This window comes from Mesorhizobium sp. C432A (assembly GCF_030323145.1).
GTDB lineage: Bacteria > Pseudomonadota > Alphaproteobacteria > Rhizobiales > Rhizobiaceae > Mesorhizobium.
Genome location: NZ_CP100470.1, coordinates 938,379 through 955,625, shown reverse-complemented (window position 1 = coordinate 955,625; position 17,247 = coordinate 938,379). Strand labels below are relative to the sequence as shown.

At 63.5% G+C, this 17,247-nt stretch carries 18 protein-coding genes and 1 pseudogene; 17 read left to right on the top strand and 2 right to left on the bottom strand.

Annotated elements, in window-relative coordinates:
• Window positions 1-82: 82 nt before the first annotated feature.
• From NLY33_RS04380 to NLY33_RS04330, 11 genes and pseudogenes are all read left to right on the top strand, one after another.
• Window positions 83-1,024 (top strand): sugar ABC transporter substrate-binding protein, encoded by a 942-nt coding sequence (locus NLY33_RS04380; RefSeq protein ID WP_023684065.1) that lies wholly within the window; start codon window positions 83-85, stop codon window positions 1,022-1,024.
• A 107-nt stretch (window positions 1,025-1,131) separates the two neighbouring features.
• A complete protein-coding gene (locus NLY33_RS04375; protein ID WP_023703753.1) occupies window positions 1,132-2,208 on the top strand; it encodes an ABC transporter permease in 1,077 nt (358 codons plus the stop codon).
• A gap of 2 nt (window positions 2,209-2,210) precedes the next feature.
• Window positions 2,211-2,993 (top strand): ATP-binding cassette domain-containing protein, encoded by a 783-nt coding sequence (locus tag NLY33_RS04370; RefSeq protein ID WP_027049093.1) that lies wholly within the window; start codon window positions 2,211-2,213, stop codon window positions 2,991-2,993.
• Between the two features lie 113 nt (window positions 2,994-3,106).
• Window positions 3,107-4,102, top strand: coding sequence for an inositol 2-dehydrogenase (iolG, locus tag NLY33_RS04365; RefSeq protein WP_023703752.1), 996 nt, complete (start codon window positions 3,107-3,109; stop codon window positions 4,100-4,102).
• A 30-nt stretch (window positions 4,103-4,132) separates the two neighbouring features.
• Window positions 4,133-4,927: an SDR family oxidoreductase gene (locus NLY33_RS04360; RefSeq protein WP_023703751.1), complete on the top strand. Its 795-nt coding sequence runs from the start codon at window positions 4,133-4,135 to the stop codon at window positions 4,925-4,927.
• An 87-nt stretch (window positions 4,928-5,014) separates the two neighbouring features.
• Window positions 5,015-5,254: pseudogene (locus NLY33_RS04355) on the top strand (type II toxin-antitoxin system Phd/YefM family antitoxin); the annotation flags it as partial.
• A complete protein-coding gene (locus NLY33_RS04350; RefSeq protein ID WP_023703750.1) occupies window positions 5,251-5,673 on the top strand; it encodes a type II toxin-antitoxin system VapC family toxin in 423 nt (140 codons plus the stop codon). The pseudogene NLY33_RS04355 and the gene NLY33_RS04350, both read left to right, overlap by 4 nt.
• Before the next feature lie 258 nt (window positions 5,674-5,931).
• Entirely contained in the window at window positions 5,932-6,057 is a 126-nt protein-coding gene (locus NLY33_RS04345; RefSeq protein ID WP_280790683.1) for a hypothetical protein, read from the top strand.
• A gap of 89 nt (window positions 6,058-6,146) precedes the next feature.
• Entirely contained in the window at window positions 6,147-7,238 is a 1,092-nt protein-coding gene (locus NLY33_RS04340) for a 3-deoxy-7-phosphoheptulonate synthase (protein ID WP_023695981.1), read from the top strand.
• Between the two features lie 75 nt (window positions 7,239-7,313).
• Window positions 7,314-7,673 carry an ArsR/SmtB family transcription factor gene (locus tag NLY33_RS04335; protein WP_023672338.1) on the top strand — a complete coding sequence of 120 codons (360 nt, stop codon included), beginning with the start codon at window positions 7,314-7,316 and terminating at the stop codon, window positions 7,671-7,673.
• The gene (locus NLY33_RS04330) at window positions 7,651-8,166 is read left to right on the top strand and encodes an SRPBCC domain-containing protein (protein ID WP_023703749.1); all 516 of its coding nucleotides are present in this window, start codon (window positions 7,651-7,653) and stop codon (window positions 8,164-8,166) included. The genes NLY33_RS04335 and NLY33_RS04330 overlap by 23 nt, the downstream gene beginning before the upstream one ends.
• Window positions 8,167-8,281: 115 nt before the next feature.
• On the opposite strand, the gene NLY33_RS04325 is transcribed toward NLY33_RS04330, so the two are convergent.
• Window positions 8,282-8,917, bottom strand: a complete 636-nt coding sequence (locus NLY33_RS04325) for a LysE family translocator (protein ID WP_023703748.1) — start codon at window positions 8,915-8,917, stop codon at window positions 8,282-8,284.
• A 127-nt stretch (window positions 8,918-9,044) separates the two neighbouring features.
• Here NLY33_RS04325 and NLY33_RS04320 point away from each other — a divergent pair, with 127 nt between their 5' ends.
• Entirely contained in the window at window positions 9,045-9,743 is a 699-nt protein-coding gene (locus tag NLY33_RS04320; protein ID WP_023702092.1) for a helix-turn-helix transcriptional regulator, read from the top strand.
• Between the two features lie 8 nt (window positions 9,744-9,751).
• Here NLY33_RS04320 and NLY33_RS04315 read toward each other — a convergent pair whose 3' ends face one another.
• Window positions 9,752-10,861 (bottom strand): Gfo/Idh/MocA family protein, encoded by a 1,110-nt coding sequence (locus tag NLY33_RS04315; protein WP_023703747.1) that lies wholly within the window; start codon window positions 10,859-10,861, stop codon window positions 9,752-9,754.
• Window positions 10,862-11,073: 212 nt separating this feature from the next.
• On the opposite strand from NLY33_RS04315, the gene NLY33_RS04310 reads away from it, so the two are divergent.
• The 5 genes from NLY33_RS04310 (at window position 11,074) to NLY33_RS04290 (ending at window position 17,212) form a co-directional block, all read left to right on the top strand.
• A complete protein-coding gene (locus tag NLY33_RS04310) occupies window positions 11,074-11,919 on the top strand; it encodes a MurR/RpiR family transcriptional regulator (RefSeq protein WP_023703746.1) in 846 nt (281 codons plus the stop codon).
• Between the two features lie 152 nt (window positions 11,920-12,071).
• A complete protein-coding gene (locus NLY33_RS04305; RefSeq protein WP_023703745.1) occupies window positions 12,072-14,006 on the top strand; it encodes a bifunctional 5-dehydro-2-deoxygluconokinase/5-dehydro-2-deoxyphosphogluconate aldolase in 1,935 nt (644 codons plus the stop codon).
• A gap of 33 nt (window positions 14,007-14,039) precedes the next feature.
• On the top strand, window positions 14,040-15,890 hold the full coding sequence (gene iolD, locus NLY33_RS04300) for a 3D-(3,5/4)-trihydroxycyclohexane-1,2-dione acylhydrolase (decyclizing) (protein WP_286439499.1): 1,851 nt from the start codon (window positions 14,040-14,042) through the stop codon (window positions 15,888-15,890).
• 146 nt (window positions 15,891-16,036) lie between these two features.
• Complete coding sequence (iolE, locus tag NLY33_RS04295; protein WP_023703744.1) at window positions 16,037-16,954, top strand: myo-inosose-2 dehydratase; 918 nt, start codon at window positions 16,037-16,039, stop codon at window positions 16,952-16,954.
• A 9-nt stretch (window positions 16,955-16,963) separates the two neighbouring features.
• Window positions 16,964-17,212, top strand: a complete 249-nt coding sequence (locus NLY33_RS04290; RefSeq protein ID WP_023672345.1) for a hypothetical protein — start codon at window positions 16,964-16,966, stop codon at window positions 17,210-17,212.
• The last annotated feature ends 35 nt before the right edge of the window (window positions 17,213-17,247 follow it).

The following is a 17,247-nucleotide window of genomic DNA, read 5'->3' as shown; positions in this document are numbered from 1 at the left end:
GGCATCAGGGAGCGATTCCTCGGGCTATCGGGGATTCCGGGTAGATCGGTGCAGCCGGACACCAATGTGGAGGAGAAACACAATGAAGAAACTGATTTTGGGCGTCGCCTTTGCGGCGCTGATGAGTTCGTCCGCTTTTGCCGCCAAGGTCGGCGTGTCGATGGCCAAGTTCGACGACAACTTCCTCACCGTGCTGCGCAACGGCATGATCGAGCAGGCCAAGGGCATGAGCGGCGTGGAACTGCAGGTCGAGGACGCGCAGAACGACGTCGCCAAGCAGCTCGACCAGATCAAGAACTTCGCCGCCTCGGGCGTCGACGCCATCATCGTCAACCCGGTCGATACCTCGGCCACGCAGGCGATGTCGGACGCCGCCGCAGCCGCCAAGATCCCGTTGGTCTATGTCAACCGCCAGCCGGTCAATGTCGACACGCTGCCGGACAACCAGGCCTTCGTCGCGTCGAACGAGGCCGATTCCGGCACGCTCGAGACCAAGGAAGTCTGCCGCCTGTTCACCGAGGCCGGCAAGAAGGAGGCCAATGTCTATGTCATCATGGGCGAGCTTTCCAACCAGGCCGCCGTGCAGCGCACCAAGGACATCGAAGAGGTGATCGCCACGCCGGAGTGCAGCTTCATCAAGATCATCGACAAGCAGACTTCGAACTGGAACCGCGACGAAGCGCAGAACCTGATGACCAACTGGCTGTCGACCGGCAAGCCGTTCGACGGCGTCATCGCCAACAATGACGAAAGCGCCATCGGCGCCATCCAGGCGATGAAGGCCGCCAACATCGACATGAAGACGGTCGTCGTCGGCGGTGTCGACGCCACGCAGGACGCGCTTGCCGCCATGCAGGCCGGCGACCTCGATGCCACCGTGTTCCAGGATGCGGCCGGCCAGGGCGCCGGCGCTCTGGACGCAGCGCTGAAGCTCGCCAAGGGCGAGAAGGTCGAGCACAAGGTCTACGTGCCCTTCCAACTCGTGACGCCAGCCAACATCGACAAGTTCCTGAAGAAGAACTGAGCCGGCGACTCGTTCGACTAACGGAGCGGCGCATCAATCGCGCCGCTCCCGTTTCCCTCACCGCCCTTACGTGCGGGAGGGCAAATGCCGCCTCACGGAGGACAGACATGTCACAGACATCTCATGGCGTCGGCGGGGTCAGCTATGACGCGAAGAGGCGGACATGGCCGGCCGAATTCAACGTCTTCCTGGCGCTGGTCATTCTGGTCGTCATCTTCGAAATGATCGGCCGCATCTTTCTTGGCGACAGCTTCCTGTTCAACACGCGCGACAACGTCGCCGGGATCTTCAATGAGGCCCGCCTGCAGATCATCATCCTGCAGGTGTCGATCGTCGGCATCATCGCCATCGGCGTCACGCAGGTGATCATTTGCGGCGGCATCGACTTGTCCTCGGGCTCGATCGTCGGCGCCACCGCCATGATCGCCATGAGTTTTGCCCAGGTGGCGACGGTCAACGGTAACCCCAACCCCAAGGCGATGTTCCTGGCGCAAGGCTGGACCGACCTGCCGGTCATCGTGCCGGTACTAGTCGCCATCGGCTGCGGTCTGCTCGCCGGTCTCGTCAACGGCTCCTTGATTGCATACACGCGCATTCCGCCGTTCATTGCCACGCTCGGCATGATGGTGACCGCGCGCGGCATTGCCAAATGGTGGTCCAAGGGTCAGCCGATCTCGTTTCCGACCGAAAGTTTCGCTGGTATCGGCAAGGGGCTGATGCCGGTCATCATCTTCCTGTCGCTGGCGGTGCTGTTCCAGCTGATCATGACCTACACACGCTACGGCAAGCATTGCTATGCCATCGGCTCCAACGAGGATGCCGCGCGCATGTCCGGCATCAAGATCGCCAACCACAAGATCCTCGTCTACGTCATTGCCGGCATCCTCGCCGCGCTGGCCGCCATCGTGCTCTCCTCCAAGAACCTGACGGCACAGTCCGGCATGGGCGTCATGTACGAGCTCGACGCCATCGCAATGGCGGTCATCGGCGGCGTCTCTTTGTCGGGCGGCCGCGGCTCGATCGTCGGCACCGTGATCGGCTCGCTGATCTTCGGCGTCATCATTTCCGGCTTCACCTTCCTGCGCCTCGACGCCTACTATCAGGAGATGGTCAAGGGCGTGATCATCGTCGGCGCGGTCGTTCTCGACCAATGGCGCCAGCGCATGCGGGCATTGAGGGCTTGACCATGCCAGATATCTCCACGACAGACATCGTCCTGAAGACCGAAAACCTGACCAAGCGTTATGGCGGCGTGCACGCGCTGGAAGGCGCGAATTTCGAGCTGCGCAAGGGCGAGCATGTCGCCATCATGGGCGACAATGGCGCCGGCAAATCGACCTTCGTGCGCCAGATCACCGCCGTCGAGCAACGCACCAGCGGCCAGATCTGGTTCGACGGCAGGGAAGTGAATTTTGCCGGGCCGATCGAAGCGCGCACGGCGGGCATCGAGACCGTGTTCCAGAACCTGGCGCTGGCCGACGATCTCGACGTGCCGTCGAACCTGTTCCTCGGCCGCGAAAAGGTGCTTTTCAATCTCGGGCCGTTCTCGATCCTCGACCGCAAATACATGCGCAAGGCGACCGAGGCGGCGCTGATCCGCACGGCAGTGAAAATCCCCAATTTGTCGAACACCATTCGCCACATGTCGGGCGGCCAGCGCCAGTGCGTTGCGATCGCCCGGACCGCGACCTTCGCCTCCAAGCTGATCATCATGGACGAGCCGACGGCAGCCCTTGGCGTGCAGGAGACGGCGCAGGTCGAGAACATCATCCGCACGCTGAAGGACAATGGCGAGCCGCTGATCCTGATCAGCCACAACATGCGCCAGGTGTTCGACCTGTGCGATCGCATCGTCGTCTTCCGGCGCGGCCGCATCGTCGCCAACCTGCGCAAGGAAAACACCGACGGCAACGACATCGTCTCCTACATCACCGGCGCCAAGACCGGGGAGGCGGAACTCGCGGCCTGAACAGGATGGTCATCCTGTTTTCTGGCGTGCTCGAAAAATTATCTTGCCACCTTTCTCAAAAGGAAGGTGGAGACACAACTCTCTCGAACCCATCCCCCTAGAGGAAATACCCCATGACTGTTCGTTTCGCCCTCCTCGGTGCCGGCCGCATCGGCAAGGTCCATGCCCGCGCCGTCGGCTCCAACCCGCAGGCCAGACTGGTGGCCGTTGCCGACGCTTTTGAAAAGGCCGCGACCGAGTTGGCAACCGCCTATGGCGCCGAAGTGCGCACCATCGACGCGATCGAGAAGGCCAAGGACGTCGACGCCGTGGTCATCTGCACGCCGACCGACACCCATGCCGATCTGATCGAGCGTTTCGCCAAGGCCGGCAAGGCGATCTTCTGCGAGAAGCCGATCGACCTCGACGTCAAGCGCGTCGAGAAATGCCTGGCGGTGGTCGACAAGGCCAAGGCGACGCTGATGGTCGGTTTCAACCGCCGCTTCGATCCGCATTTCGCCGCCGTGCGCAAGGCGATCGACGACGGCGCCATCGGCAAGGTCGAGATGGTCACCATCACCTCGCGCGATCCAGGTGCGCCGCCCGTCGACTACATCAAGCGCTCGGGCGGCATCTTTCGCGACATGACAATCCACGATTTCGACATGGCGCGCTTCCTGCTCGGCGAAGAGGTGGTCGCGGTCAGCGCCCATGCCTCGGTTCTGGTCGACGAGAAGATCGGCGAAGCGGGCGATTTCGACTCTGTCAGCGTCATCCTCGAAACCGCGTCCGGCAAGCAGGCCGTCATCTCCAATTCGCGCCGCGCCACCTATGGCTACGACCAGCGCATCGAGGTGCATGGCTCCAAGGGCATGGTCGCCGCCGAGAACCAGCGGCCGGTGTCGATCGAGGTCGCCAATGAGAAGGGCTATACGCGCCCGCCGCTGCACGACTTCTTCATGACCCGCTATCTCGACGCCTACGCCATCGAGATTGCCGCTTTCATCACTGCTGCAACCTCGGGCAAGAAGGCATCGCCAAGCGGCGCCGACGGCCTCGTGGCGCTGAAGCTGGCCGATGCCGCGCTGAAGTCGGCGACATCAGGCAAGACCGTCCGTCTCGACAAGTAAGAACCGGAACCAAGGCACAGGAGCAGAGCGATGAGCACATCCGCCGATCGCAATTCGAAGACGCGCGCCATCGTCACCGGCGGCGCGCAAGGCATCGGCTTTGCCGTCGCCGAAGCGCTGGCCGACGAGGGCTGCAAAGCGCTGGCGCTCATCGGCCGCTCGCAGGAGAAGGGCGACAAGGCGGTCGCCCACTTCAAGAAGGCCGGCGTCGATGCGATCTTCATCAGCGCCGACGTCTCGAAAGTGGCGGACTGCAAGCGCGCGGTGGCAACCGCGATCTCGCATTTCGACACCATCAACGCGCTGGTCAACGCCGCCGCCACGTCCGCGCGTGGTTCACTTGTCGAAACTTCGGAAGAGGTGTTCGACCAGATTTTCCACACCAATGTGCGTGGTCCCTTCTTCCTGATGCAGGGCGTGGTGGCGCATCTGCTGGACAAGAAGGCGCCGGGCTCGATCGTCAACGTGCTGTCGATGTCGGCGCATTGCGGCCAGTCCTTCCTGGCGCCATATTCCTCCAGCAAGGGCGCGCTGGCGACGCTGACCAAGAACGTCGCCAACGCCTATCGTTTCAACCGCATCCGCTGCAACGCCGTGCTGCCGGGCTGGATGGACACCGAGGGCGAGGACATCGTGCAGAAGAAATGGCACGGTGCCTCCGACGACTGGCTGGCAAAGGCAGAGGCCGGCCAGCCCATGGGCCAACTGGTGAAGCCCGACCAACTGGCGCGGCTGATCAGCTACATGGCCAGCCCGCAATCCGGTGTCATGACCGGCTCGCTGGTTGACTACGACCAGAACGTCGCGGGGACCTCGCCGGAGTAGCCTCAAACCCTGTTGCAGCAACATCGCCATTCCCACATAGTCATGATAGTCAGGCTAGTCACGAGCATGCGATGCTAACGTCATCCCAACTGGACGGTTGCCGGGGCAAAAGCCCGGCTCTCCGAGGTCATCGAGCGCGCACAGTCCTCGCCGCAGACGATCACCAAGAACGGCAAACCAAGCGTGGTTGTCGTCTCGGCCGAGGAATGGCAGCGCAAGATCGCACGCAAGGGTACGCTTGCCGAGTTCCTGCTGGACTCGCCGCTGCGCGGCGCCGATCTCGAGCTTGAACGTCAGCGCGACGAACCGCGTGACCTGCCGCCGTGAGACTGCTGCTCGACACGAATGTCCTGTCCGAGGTGACGAGGCTAGCGCCTGACGCACGTGTCCTGGGCTGGCTGGACGAGCTTGATGAGGACCGCTCCTTCATCAGCGTAGTGTCGATCGCCGAGATCCGGCGCGGCGTCTCTCTGATGGATGAGGGCCGCAAACGCGAGGCGCTGGCCGAATGGCTTGCCCGGGACCTGCCCCAGCGCTTCGAACAGCGGGTTTTGCCGGTGAACGATGCGGTTGCCTTGGCCTGGGGCGACCTGATGGGTCTTGCGAAGCGCCGCGGTCGTGGTCTGTCGTCGATGGACGGCCTGATCGCAGCCACTGCGATTGCGCACGAGCTCACCTTGGCAACGTGCAATACGAAAGATTTCGAAGGCTTTGGGCTTGAACTCTTCGATCCCTGGACGGCATGAGCCGCTCCGCGTTATACGTGTTGGCGATTGGCGAAACCGCCGGCACTTCGTCATCCACGGGCGGAGCAAGGAGCGTAGCGACGCAGCGCAGACCCGAGGATCCATGCCGCGACTTCAGAGCGCTGCTACGGTCCAGAATTCTGCTCCGCCGCACTCCACGGCCCAGGTCACGGAATGGATCCCAGGGTCTCCGCGACGGAGCTTCGCTCCTGCTCCGCCCAGGGATGACGAAATCGCGAGGATTCGGCCCATCCCGAATTGTCTCCGCATACCCCACGTGACAAGCGCCTCGGCATCGACTATATGAGCCTGATGATCAACCTGACCGCCACCTATTGGTACTTTAGCAGCTCGCTGGCGGCGGGAGGATTGCGCTCGATCTGAAGATTGCAGCAACAAGTCCGAACAGCCGCCAGACCTGGCGGCTTTTTTGTATCAGCCGGCAGGTCTCCTAAAAACAGGAGCAGAAAGCCGTGTTGACCACCACAGACGATCTTCGGGTCAAGGAAATCCGAGAATTGAGTACGCCGGACGAGGTGATGCGGGAGATCCCGCGCACGCTGACGGCAACGCGCACCGTGAGCGCATCACGCAACGCCACCCATGCCATCTTGAACGGCACCGACGACCGGCTGCTTGTCATCGTTGGCCCGTGTTCGATCCACGACCCGGTCGCGGCCGTTGACTATGCCAGCCGGCTAGTGGCGCTGCGCGAGACCCTGTCCGACCGGTTGGAGATCGTCATGCGGGTCTATTTCGAAAAGCCGCGCACGACTGTCGGCTGGAAGGGCCTTATCAACGATCCCGATCTCGACGGCAGCTTCAACATCGACAAGGGGCTGCGGATGGCGCGCAACGTGCTGTCGGCGGTCAACAATCTCGGCCTGCCCTCGGCCACCGAATTTCTCGACATGACGACGCCGCAATACATTGCCGACCTCGTCGCCTGGGGCGCCATCGGCGCGCGCACCACCGAGAGCCAGATCCACCGCGAACTGGCTTCCGGCCTGTCCTGCCCGGTCGGCTTCAAGAACGGCACCGACGGCAATCTCAGGATCGCCGCCGAGGCGGTGAAATCCGCCGCCCAGCCGCATCATTTCATGGCGGTGACCAAGGGCGGACGCAGCGGCATTGCGACTACTACCGGCAATGAGGACTGCCACGTCATCCTGCGCGGCGGCGTTCAGCCGAATTACGATGCGGCGAGCGTCGAGGCGGCCTCGGTCGAACTTGCCCGCATCGGCGTCGCCCCCCGTCTGATGATCGATGTCAGCCACGCCAACTCGAGCAAGAAGCCGGAGAACCAGCCGAAGGTGGCGGCCGATGTCGCCGGCCAGGTGGCAGCAGGGGACGAGCGTATCATCGGCGTCATGATCGAGAGCAATCTCGTCGCCGGCCGGCAGGACGTGGTATCAGGCAAGCCGCTCGTCTATGGCCAGAGCATCACAGATGGCTGCATCGACTGGGCGACCACAGAGACTGTGCTGCACGGCCTCGCCGGCGCCGTAGAATGGCGCCGCTCAGCCCGCCGCGCCATGATGGAGAACCGGCCGGGCGCCGCCTGATACGAGGCGATGCGCGGGAAGGACGCTGCGGCTCCCCTTGCACCCCGGCAACCGGTCTGCTAAATACTGAACCGTATGGTTCAGTATACCGACTTGGATTCCTCGTTCGCCGCGCTCTCGGACGCCACCCGGCGTGGCGTTCTGGAGCAGCTCGGACGCGCAGACGCTTCGATCACCGAGCTTGCCGGAAAGTTCCACATGACCCTCACGGGCATGAAGAAGCACGTCGGCGTCCTGGAGCAGGCGGGGCTCGTCACCACGCAGAAGGTTGGCCGCGTGCGGACCTGCAAGCTCGGCCTGCGCGGACTGGAGGAAGAGGCGGCCTGGATCGAGCGGCACCGCCTGCTCTGGGACGCACGCTTCAACGAGTTGGACAAGGTTGTCGAGGAATTGAAACGGAAGGAGAAAGCCGATGCGCCAAAGAACCGAGAGTGAGCCCACGAACAACCGCACGACGGTCGAACGGAAGTCCGAGCGCGAGCTGGTCGTCACGCGAACAGTCAACGGTCCGGCGCGCATCGTGTTCGAGGCGTGGACCAAGCCCGAGCTGTTCAAGCAGTGGTGGGTGCCGAAGTCGATGGGCATGTTCCTGCGTTCATGTGAGATGGATGCTCGTACCGGAGGCACGTACCGCCTGGTGTTCGGCCACGACGCCTCGGACCTTCACGAATTCTTCGGCAGGTATATCGAAGTGACACCGCACTCACGCCTTGTCTGGACCAATGACGAAGGTGGTGACGGTGGACCCGTCACCACGCTGACCTTCGAGGAAAAGGGTGGTAATACGCTGCTGGTCATGCACGAACTCTATCCCTCGAAGGAGGCTCTCGACGCGGCCGGTACCGGGGCGGCGGATGCGATGGGCGAGACGTTCGAGCAATTGGACGAGCTTCTCGTCGTCTTGGGCGAAGGCGTGAGGCGGTCATGACGTCATCGGTCTCGCGGACGGGGTAGCTGCCGCCCTCGACGACGAAAAGACCGGGACAGTGATCCGCAAGCGCCGCGCCGAGGCGAAGAAACGCGGCGTCATCGCTTGATCGGGATCACGCTGCCCTCAACCCTTCCCATGCCGTAAACACCGAGACCGCAAACAGCAGCAGTCCGGCCGCCCGGCCCGCAAACGCGGTCTTCCGCGGATTGGCCACCAGCAGATTGCGGCTGCGGCCGGCGGTGATGGCGAGCCCGCCATAGATCGCGGCCTGAGTCGCCACCGTCAGCAAGCCCATGACCGTCGCCTGCATCCAGATCGGGCCGTAATCCGGCTTCAGGAACTGCGGATAGACGGCAAATATGAAGAGATAGGCCTTCGGGTTGATCAGGCAGGTCACCAGTCCCTGGCGAAAGGCCTTCCAGGCCGTACGGCTGCCGGCGGGCCCGTCATGGCCGACGGTGATGGAACTGCGCATCAGCGAGATGCCGATGAAGGCCATGTAGGCGGCGCCGGCTATCAGCAGCGGCTTGTACAGGATCGGTACGAAATGCATCAGCAGGCCGACGCCGATGGCGCCGTTCAGCGTGTGCACGATGCCGCCGACCATGATGCCGCCGGTGGCGGCGAGGCCCCGGTCGCGGCCGCCGGTGAGCGCATTGGCAAGCACGAACAGCATGTCCATGCCGGGCACGATGATGATGCCGGACAGCAGGATAAAGAACAGCCAGAGATTTTCCGCGTAACTCATGTCAGTTGCCTGTCGCTTCCTGCTGGGGTGCCGTTGAGGAATTTGTTGATTTTCAACCCGATAGGCAGTCAATAAATCATCCCAACTGACGGGGATGTGTCAGTAGCGTTTCATCAGGGAAGAGGAAATGCGCAAGGCGTCGCGCCTGTTCGAGATCATCCAGATCCTGCGGCTGGCGCGGCAGCCGGTGACGGCGGCCATGATCGCCGGGCAGCTGGAAGTCACGATGCGTTCGATCTATCGCGACATCGCCGCACTGCAGGCGATGCGCGTGCCGATCGAAGGCGGGCGCGGTATCGGTTATATATTGCGGCCCGGCTTCGACCTGCCGCCGCTGATGTTTTCGATCGAGGAGATGGAGGCGATCGTCCTGTCGCTGGCGCTGCTGGAGCGCACGGGAGACAGCGAGCTCAAGCAGGCGGCCAAGCGCGTCAGCGCCAAGATCGCCGGCGCCGTGCCGCCGCCGTTGCGCCAGGCGTTCGACGCCAACGCACTGCATGTCTGGGGGTTCGCTGCACCGGCAATCGGCACCATCGATCTGGCGCTGGTGCGCCGCGCAATCCGCGACGAGGAAAAGCTCGACCTGTCCTATCGCGACGAAATCGGCCGCGCCTCCGAGCGGCTGATCCGTCCGATCGCGCTGATCTACTATTCAGAGACCGCCAACATCGTCGCCTGGTGCGAATTGCGCCAGGCCATCCGCAATTTCCGCAGCGACCGCATCGCGAATTGCCGGGCGACCGGGCTGCGCTTCAAGGGCGAAGGCGATCGCCTGCGCCAGGTCTGGGTCAGTGGCTGGGAGGCGAACGCTGTCGCTGGCGGCTGAAGCGGATCTTACCGCACATCCACCCAGCGCTTCTCCTCGAACGACCTCGCCATCGCGTGCACGGTGCGCTCGATCTCCAGCCCTTCGGCAAATTCGATGACCCGTGCCGGCTTGCCGGCAAGCCGCGTCAGCAATTCGTGGCACTCGATGATCTTGAGGTCGTTGAAACCGAGCCCATGGCCCGGCGCCGGGAGGAAGGCGTCGTAAGGCTTGTGGTGCGGCGCCATCAATATGGTGCGGTAGCCCTGTTCGGTCGGGCGATCGGCGGTGACGTAGAGCTGGATTTCGTTCATCCGCTCCTGGTCGAACAGGATCGATCCCTTGGAGCCGAAAATCTGTATGGCGATGCGGCCCTTGCGGCCCCAGGCCGAGCGGTTGACCAGCAGCGTGCCGGCAATGCCGTTTTCCAGATGCATCAAAACGCTGGCGATGTCGTAGGTCTCCACCGCACGGCGGCCGCCGCCGGCCAGCTTGCGGTCGACATAGGGCTTGGCCATGTCGCAGATGACTTTTGCGACGCGGCCGAACAGCGTCGAGACCAGCGACAGCGGATGCACGGCGAAATCGTCGAGCGCGCCATAGCCGGATGCGGCCTCATGCTTCCAGAAGAACAGCGCTTCGGGGTCGGCCATGAAGTCCTCGTCCATCTCGATGCGCAGATGGTTGACCTCGCCGATGATCTTTTCCTCGAGCAGCGCGCCGATGTGGCGGATGGCCGGGCTCTGTATGTAGTTGTAGCCAAGCGCTGCGACCTTGCCGGACTTCTTCGCCGCGGCCGCCATCGCCGCTGCTTCGGCAAAGCTCGGCGCCATCGGCTTCTCGCACCACAGATGCTTGCCGGCTTCGAGAATAGCGATGGCCATCTCCGGATGGAACTGGTTGGGCGTGGTCAGCGAGACGATATCGACCTCGGGGTCGTTGACGACGGCACGCCAGTCGCCCGACGCCTTGGCGAAGCCGAACTCACCGGCCTTGCGCTTGGCCAGCTCCTCGTTGACCTCGCCGAGATGGACCAGCTTCGGCTTGGCGACATCGGGAAAGACGGCGCCGACGGCGCTCCACGCAATGGCGTGGCATTTGCCCATGAAACCCGTGCCGATAAGACCAACGCCGACCATTTCTTTCTCCCAATACCTGAAGCGATCGATGGATGAATTAGTCCATTTCTTCTCCGAATGGAATGTCTGCTCATTTTTTATGGCCTTCTTGCGCAGGCTCGCTATGATGGGGCAGAGAGGACGTCACTTGGGTTAAAGAGAGCATGATGTCGTCCGAAAACCGCTGCACACTTTTCGGCATCATGCTCTAGATGAGCTTGGACGGGGCGACGATGGACGAACGGGTACCTCGCGACTTCGAGACGCTGCGCGCCACGATCCTCGATCGCCGTGAAACCTTGCCCAAGCGCATCGCCCAGATCGCCGCCTATGCGCTCGACAATCCCGATGACATCGCCTTCGGCACCGCCGCCAGCATCGCCGCTTCGGCGGGCGTGCAGCCGTCCACCTTGATCCGCTTTGCCCAGCAACTAGGCTTTGACGGCTTCACCAGCCTGCAGCAGGTGTTTCGCGAGCGGCTGCGCGAGCGCAATTCCTCTTATGACGAACGCCTGCAGGCGCTGCGCGCCAAGGCCGATGCGGGTGCTGGACACCGAGCCATCTTCGACGGCTTCGTCGCCGCCGCCAGCACTTCGCTCAACGACATTTCGCGCTCGCTGGACGAGGCGCATCTGGAAGACGCGATCTCGCTGCTGGCCAAGGCCGAGACCATCTATGTCCTGGCCAAGCGCCGCTCCTACCCGGTGGCGAGCTACATTGCCTATGCCTTGGGCAAGCTGAAGATCCGCAACCAGCTGATCGAATCCGCCGCCGGCCTCAATGCCGAGATGGTCGCCTTCGCCACCCCGGCGGACGCCGTCATTGCCATCAGTTTCTCGCCCTATGCGCCGGCCACCATCGAGGAGGCCCGCACCATTTCCGAACAGGGCGTGCCGATCATCGCCATCACCGACAGTTCGTTTTCGCCACTAGCGCAGTTCGCCAAGGTCTGGTTCGAGGTTGCCGAGGCCGATTTTGCCGGCTTCCGCTCGCTGTCGGCCACCATGGCGCTGGCCATGGCGCTCACCGTCGGCGTCGGCGAGAAGCGGCGCAGCACGGGCAAGAAGCGTAAGGCCTAGGCCGGCGCCCGGCGCTCGAATTCGCGGAGGAATGCTCATTCCATATTGACTATGGATTGGAATTATTATTTCATATTCCCGGCGCCACGCTGCCGCTCGCGCGTGTCCCCCAACTACGTTGCTCAAGACAACAAGACCGACGGGAGGTTCAAATGAGCGAAGCCGTGGACGCCAAACAGGCGACGCTCGATGTCATCACCATCGGTCGCGCTTCCGTCGACCTTTACGGCCAGCAGATCGGCTCGCGGCTGGAGGACATCACCTCCTTTGCCAAATCGGTCGGCGGCTGCCCGGCCAACATCTCGGTTGGCACGGCGAGACTAGGCCTGCGCTCGGCGCTGCTCACCCGCGTCGGCGACGAGCAGATGGGCCGCTTCATCCGCGAGCAGCTGCGGCGCGAAGGCGTCAATGTCGACGGGCTGAAGACCGACAAGGAACGGCTGACGGCTCTGGTGCTGCTTTCGGTCGAGAGCGAAGGCGTCTCGCCGATGATCTTTTATCGCAGCGACTGCGCCGACATGGCGCTCGCCGAAGAAGACATCGATGAAGCCTTCATCGCCTCGGCCCGTTCCATCGTCGTCACCGGCACGCATTTTTCCCGACCCAACAGCGACGCCGCCCAGCGCAAGGCGATCCGCATCATCAAGGCCAGGGGCGGCAAGGTGGTGTTCGACATCGACTACCGCCCCAACCTCTGGGGACTCGCAGGCCATGCCGAGGGTTTTGAGCGCTATGTCAAATCCGACCGCGTCTCGGCCCAGCTGAAGACGGTGCTGCCCGATTGCGACCTCATCGTCGGCACCGAGGAAGAGATCATGATCGCCTCGGGCGCCGACGATTGCCTGAGCGCGCTGAAGACGATCCGCGCGCTGTCCAAGGCAACCATCGTACTGAAGCGCGGCGCCATGGGCTGCATCGTCTATGACGGGCCGATCAGCGACGATCTGGAAGACGGTATCGTCGGCAAGGGCTTTCCGATCGAGATCTATAATGTGCTGGGCGCCGGCGATGCCTTCATGTCCGGTTTCCTGCGCGGCTGGCTGGGTGGCGAAGATCATGCGACAGCGGCGACCTGGGCCAATGCCTGCGGCGCCTTCGCCGTGTCGCGGCTGCTCTGCGCGCCGGAATATCCGACCTTCGAGGAATTGCAGTTCTTCCTCAAGAACGGCAGCAAGCATCTCGCTCTGCGCAAGGACGAGGCGATCAACCACATCCATTGGGCGACGACCCGCCGCCGCGATATCCCCTCGATGATGGCGCTCGCCTGCGACCACCGTGTGCAGCTCGAGGACGTCGCGGCAAAGACCGGCGCCGATCCGGCGCGCATCCGCGATTTCAAGGTGCTGGCGGTCAAGGCCGCGGCGAAAGTCGCCGCCGGCCGCGACGGCTATGGCATGCTGATCGACGAGAAGCACGGTCGCGAGGCGATGTTCGAGTTCGCCCGCCACCCCTTTGCCTGGCTCGGCCGTCCCGTCGAACTGCCGGGCTCCCGGCCGCTGCGCTTCGAGTTCTCGCAGGACATCGGCTCGCAACTGGTGGAATGGCCGGTCGACCACTGCATCAAATGCCTGTGCTTCTATCACCCCGACGATCCGGCAGCGCTCAAGGAAGAGCAGCAGCAGAAGCTGCGCTCGCTGTTCGAAGCCGCGCGGAAGGTCGGCCGGGAGCTTCTGGTCGAGATCATCGCCGGCAAGCACGGCAAGCTCGATGACACGACGATCCCGCGCGCCCTGGAAGAACTCTATGCGCTTGGCATCAAGCCGGACTGGTGGAAGCTCGAACCGCAGGCGTCGGCCGGCGCCTGGGCCAAGATCGAAGCGGTGATCCTGAAGCACGATCCGTGGTGCCGCGGCGTCGTGCTGCTGGGTCTCGAAGCGCCGCAGGACGAACTGGAAGCGGCCTTTGCCGCCACCGCCAAGGCGCCGATCGTCAAGGGCTTTGCCGTCGGCCGCACCATCTTCGTCCACGCCGCGGAACAATGGCTGGCCGGCAAGATGACGGATGACGAGGCTATCGCCGACATGGCCGCGCGCTTCGAACAGTTGACCGAAGCGTGGCTTGCCGCGCGTGGCCGTAAAGCAGCATAAAGGCGCGGCAAGAGGACTGCGGAGGAAAACACCATGAGCAAGACAATCCGCCTGACGATGGCGCAGGCGCTGACCCGCTTTCTCAGCAAGCAGATGACCGAGATCGACGGCAGACGAGTGCCCATCTTCGGCGGTGTCTGGGCGATCTTCGGTCACGGCAATGTCGCCGGCATCGGCGAGGCGCTGTACCAGCTGCGCGACGAATTGCCGACCTTCCGCGCCCACAATGAGCAGGCGATGGCGCATGCGGCGATCGCCTATGGCAAGGCCAATTTCCGCCGCCGCTTCATGGCCGCGACCTCTTCGATCGGCCCCGGTGCGCTCAACATGGTGACGGCGGCGGCGCTCGCCCACGTAAACAGGTTGCCCGTCCTGTTTTTGCCGGGCGATGTCTTCGCCAACCGCATCCCCGATCCGGTGCTGCAGCAGGCCGAGGACTTTTCCGACGGCACCGCGACGGTCAATGACTGCTTCCGTCCGGTGTCGCGCTATTTCGACCGCATCACCCGTCCCGAGCAGATCATCCCGGCATTGGCGCGGACCATGCAGGTGCTGACCGATCCCGCGGAATGCGGCCCGGTGACGCTGTCGCTCTGCCAGGACGTGCAGGCCGAGGCCTATGACTATCCCGAGAGCTTTTTCGCCGAGCGCGTCTGGCATCAGCGCCGGCCGCGTCCGGACCGGAATGAGCTTGCCACTGCGGTGGCGGCGCTGAAGGGCGCGAAGAAGCCGCTGATCATCGCCGGTGGCGGCGTGCTCTATTCGCAGGCCTCTAGCGAATTGGCGAAATTCGCCGGGGGGGCCGGCATTCCGGCCTGCGAGACGCAAGGCGGCAAATCCTCGCTGCCGGATACGCATCCGCTCAACATGGGGGCAGTCGGCGTCACCGGCACGTCCGCGGCCAACCGGCTGGCGGAAGAGGCCGATGTCGTGCTGGCCATCGGCACGCGCCTGCAGGATTTCACCACCGGCTCGTGGGCGCTGTTCAAGAATTCCGGCAAGACCATCATCGGGCTCAACGTGCAGCCTTTCGACGCCGGCAAGCACCGCGCGCTGCCGCTGGTCGCCGATGCGGCCGAAGCGCTTGTCGAACTGGGTGCGGCGCTGGGCGGCTGGAAGGCGCCTTCCGCCTGGACCGACAATTCGGCTGCCGGCAAGAAGGCCTGGCAGGTCGACGCGGGCAAGGTGACGGCCTCGACAAACGCAGCTTTCCCTTCGGATGCGCAGGTGATCGGCGCTGTGCAGCGCGCGCTGGGGTCCGGCGTGACCTTGCTGAACGCGTCGGGCGGCCTGCCGGGCGAGTTGCACAAGCTCTGGCAGGCAGGCGCGCCCGGCTCGTACCATGGCGAATATGGTTTCTCGACCATGGGCTACGAGATTGCCGGCGGGCTCGGCGCCAAGATGGCCAAGCCCGACCAGGAAATCGTCGTCATGGTCGGCGACGGCTCCTACCTGATGATGAATTCCGAAATCGCCACGTCGGTGATGCTTGGCCTGAAGCTGACCATCGTGGTGCTCGACAACAGGGGTTATGGCTGCATCAACCGGCTGCAGATGGCCACCGGCGGCGCCAACTTCAACAACCTCCTGAAGGACTCGCGCCACGAGATCCTGCCCGACATCGACTTTGCCGCGCATGCGGCGAGCATGGGCGCGATATCGGAAAAAGTGCCGTCGATCGCCGGCCTGGAAAACGCGCTGCAGAAAGCAAAAAAGAACGACCGCACGACCGTTCTGGTCATCGACACAGATCCACTGGTTTCCACCGATGCCGGCGGCCATTGGTGGGATGTGGCGGTGCCGGAAGTGTCAGTGCGCAGCCAGGTCAACGCAGCCCGCAAGGCCTATGACGAAAAGCGGCAGATGCAGACCATCGGCGATTGATGTACATGCACCCGGCCCCTACCTCCCCCTTGTGGGGAGGTCGGACCGCAGGTCCGGGTGGGGGGTCTGGCGCCGCACCCCCACCCCGCTGCTTCGCAGCGACCCTCCCCACAGGGGGGAGGGTAAACAAGAACCGGAGCTAAAACTTGAAAGCCAAACTGGGCATGTCCCCCATTGCGTGGTGGAACGACGATCTTGCCGAACTCAGCGATGACGTCTCGCTGGAAGAATGTCTGCGCCAGTCGCGCTCGGCCGGCTTCACCGGCATGGAAATGGGCCGGCGTTTTCCCAACGACCCCGCTGTCATGCTGCCGATCCTGAAGCAGGCCGACGTGACGCTGTGTGGCGGCTGGTTCTCCGGCACGCTGGTCGATGAGGATATGGGTAAGAACAAGGACCGCATCCAGCCGATGATCGACCTGTTCAAGGCGGTCAACGCGCCTTGCATCGTCTATGGCGAGGTCGGCCGCTCGATCCAGGGCGACCGCTCCAGGCCGCTCGCCACCAAGCCGAAACTCACCAGTGACGAGATGAAGGCCTATGCAAGGCGGCTGACCGAATTCGGCGAATGGTGCGCAGAGCAAGGCATGCCGCTGTCCTATCATCACCACATGGCGGCAGTGGTCGAGACCGAGCCGGAGCTCGATGCCTTCATGCGCCATTCCGGCGAAGGCATTCCGCTGCTGCTCGATGCCGGGCATCTCGCCTTTGCCGGCGGCGACGTGCTGCGCGCCATCGACAACCACCACAAGCGCATCAGCCATGTCCATGTGAAGGATGTGCGCATGGCCGTGATCGACGGGCTCGATCGCACCAAACAGTCGTTCCTCGATGCCGTTGCGCTCGGCGCCTTCACCGTGCCGGGTGACGGCTCGCTGGATTTCGGCGCCATCGTGCAGCGCTTCGCCGACCATGGCTATGAAGGCTGGTTCGTCGTCGAGGCCGAGCAGGACCCGAAAAAGAACCCGCCGCTGAAGATGGCCCAAGTGGGTTACAAGGAGCTGATGCGGGTGATGACGGCGGCCGGCTACACGGTCGAGACGCAAGGCTTTCCCAATGCGTAAGCCGGTCCGATGAAGGATTACGAGCACCCGTTCTTCCGGCCGCTGTGGCGGCGCGTTGCCGTCGTCGCCGTCTGCGTGATCTGGGCCGGAATAGAATTCGCCTCCGGCACCCCATTCTGGGGCATCATTGCGCTCGGCTTTGCCGCCTACGCCGTCTGGCAGTTCTTCTACCTTTACAAGCCGGTGGAGGAGAGCAAGGCTGCGCCTGATCGACCGAAGACCGGCGAAGCGAAGGCGGACGCCGAACCGAAGGAATGAAGCGGCCGTGGCTCGGAAGGGCTTGCGGGTCGGAC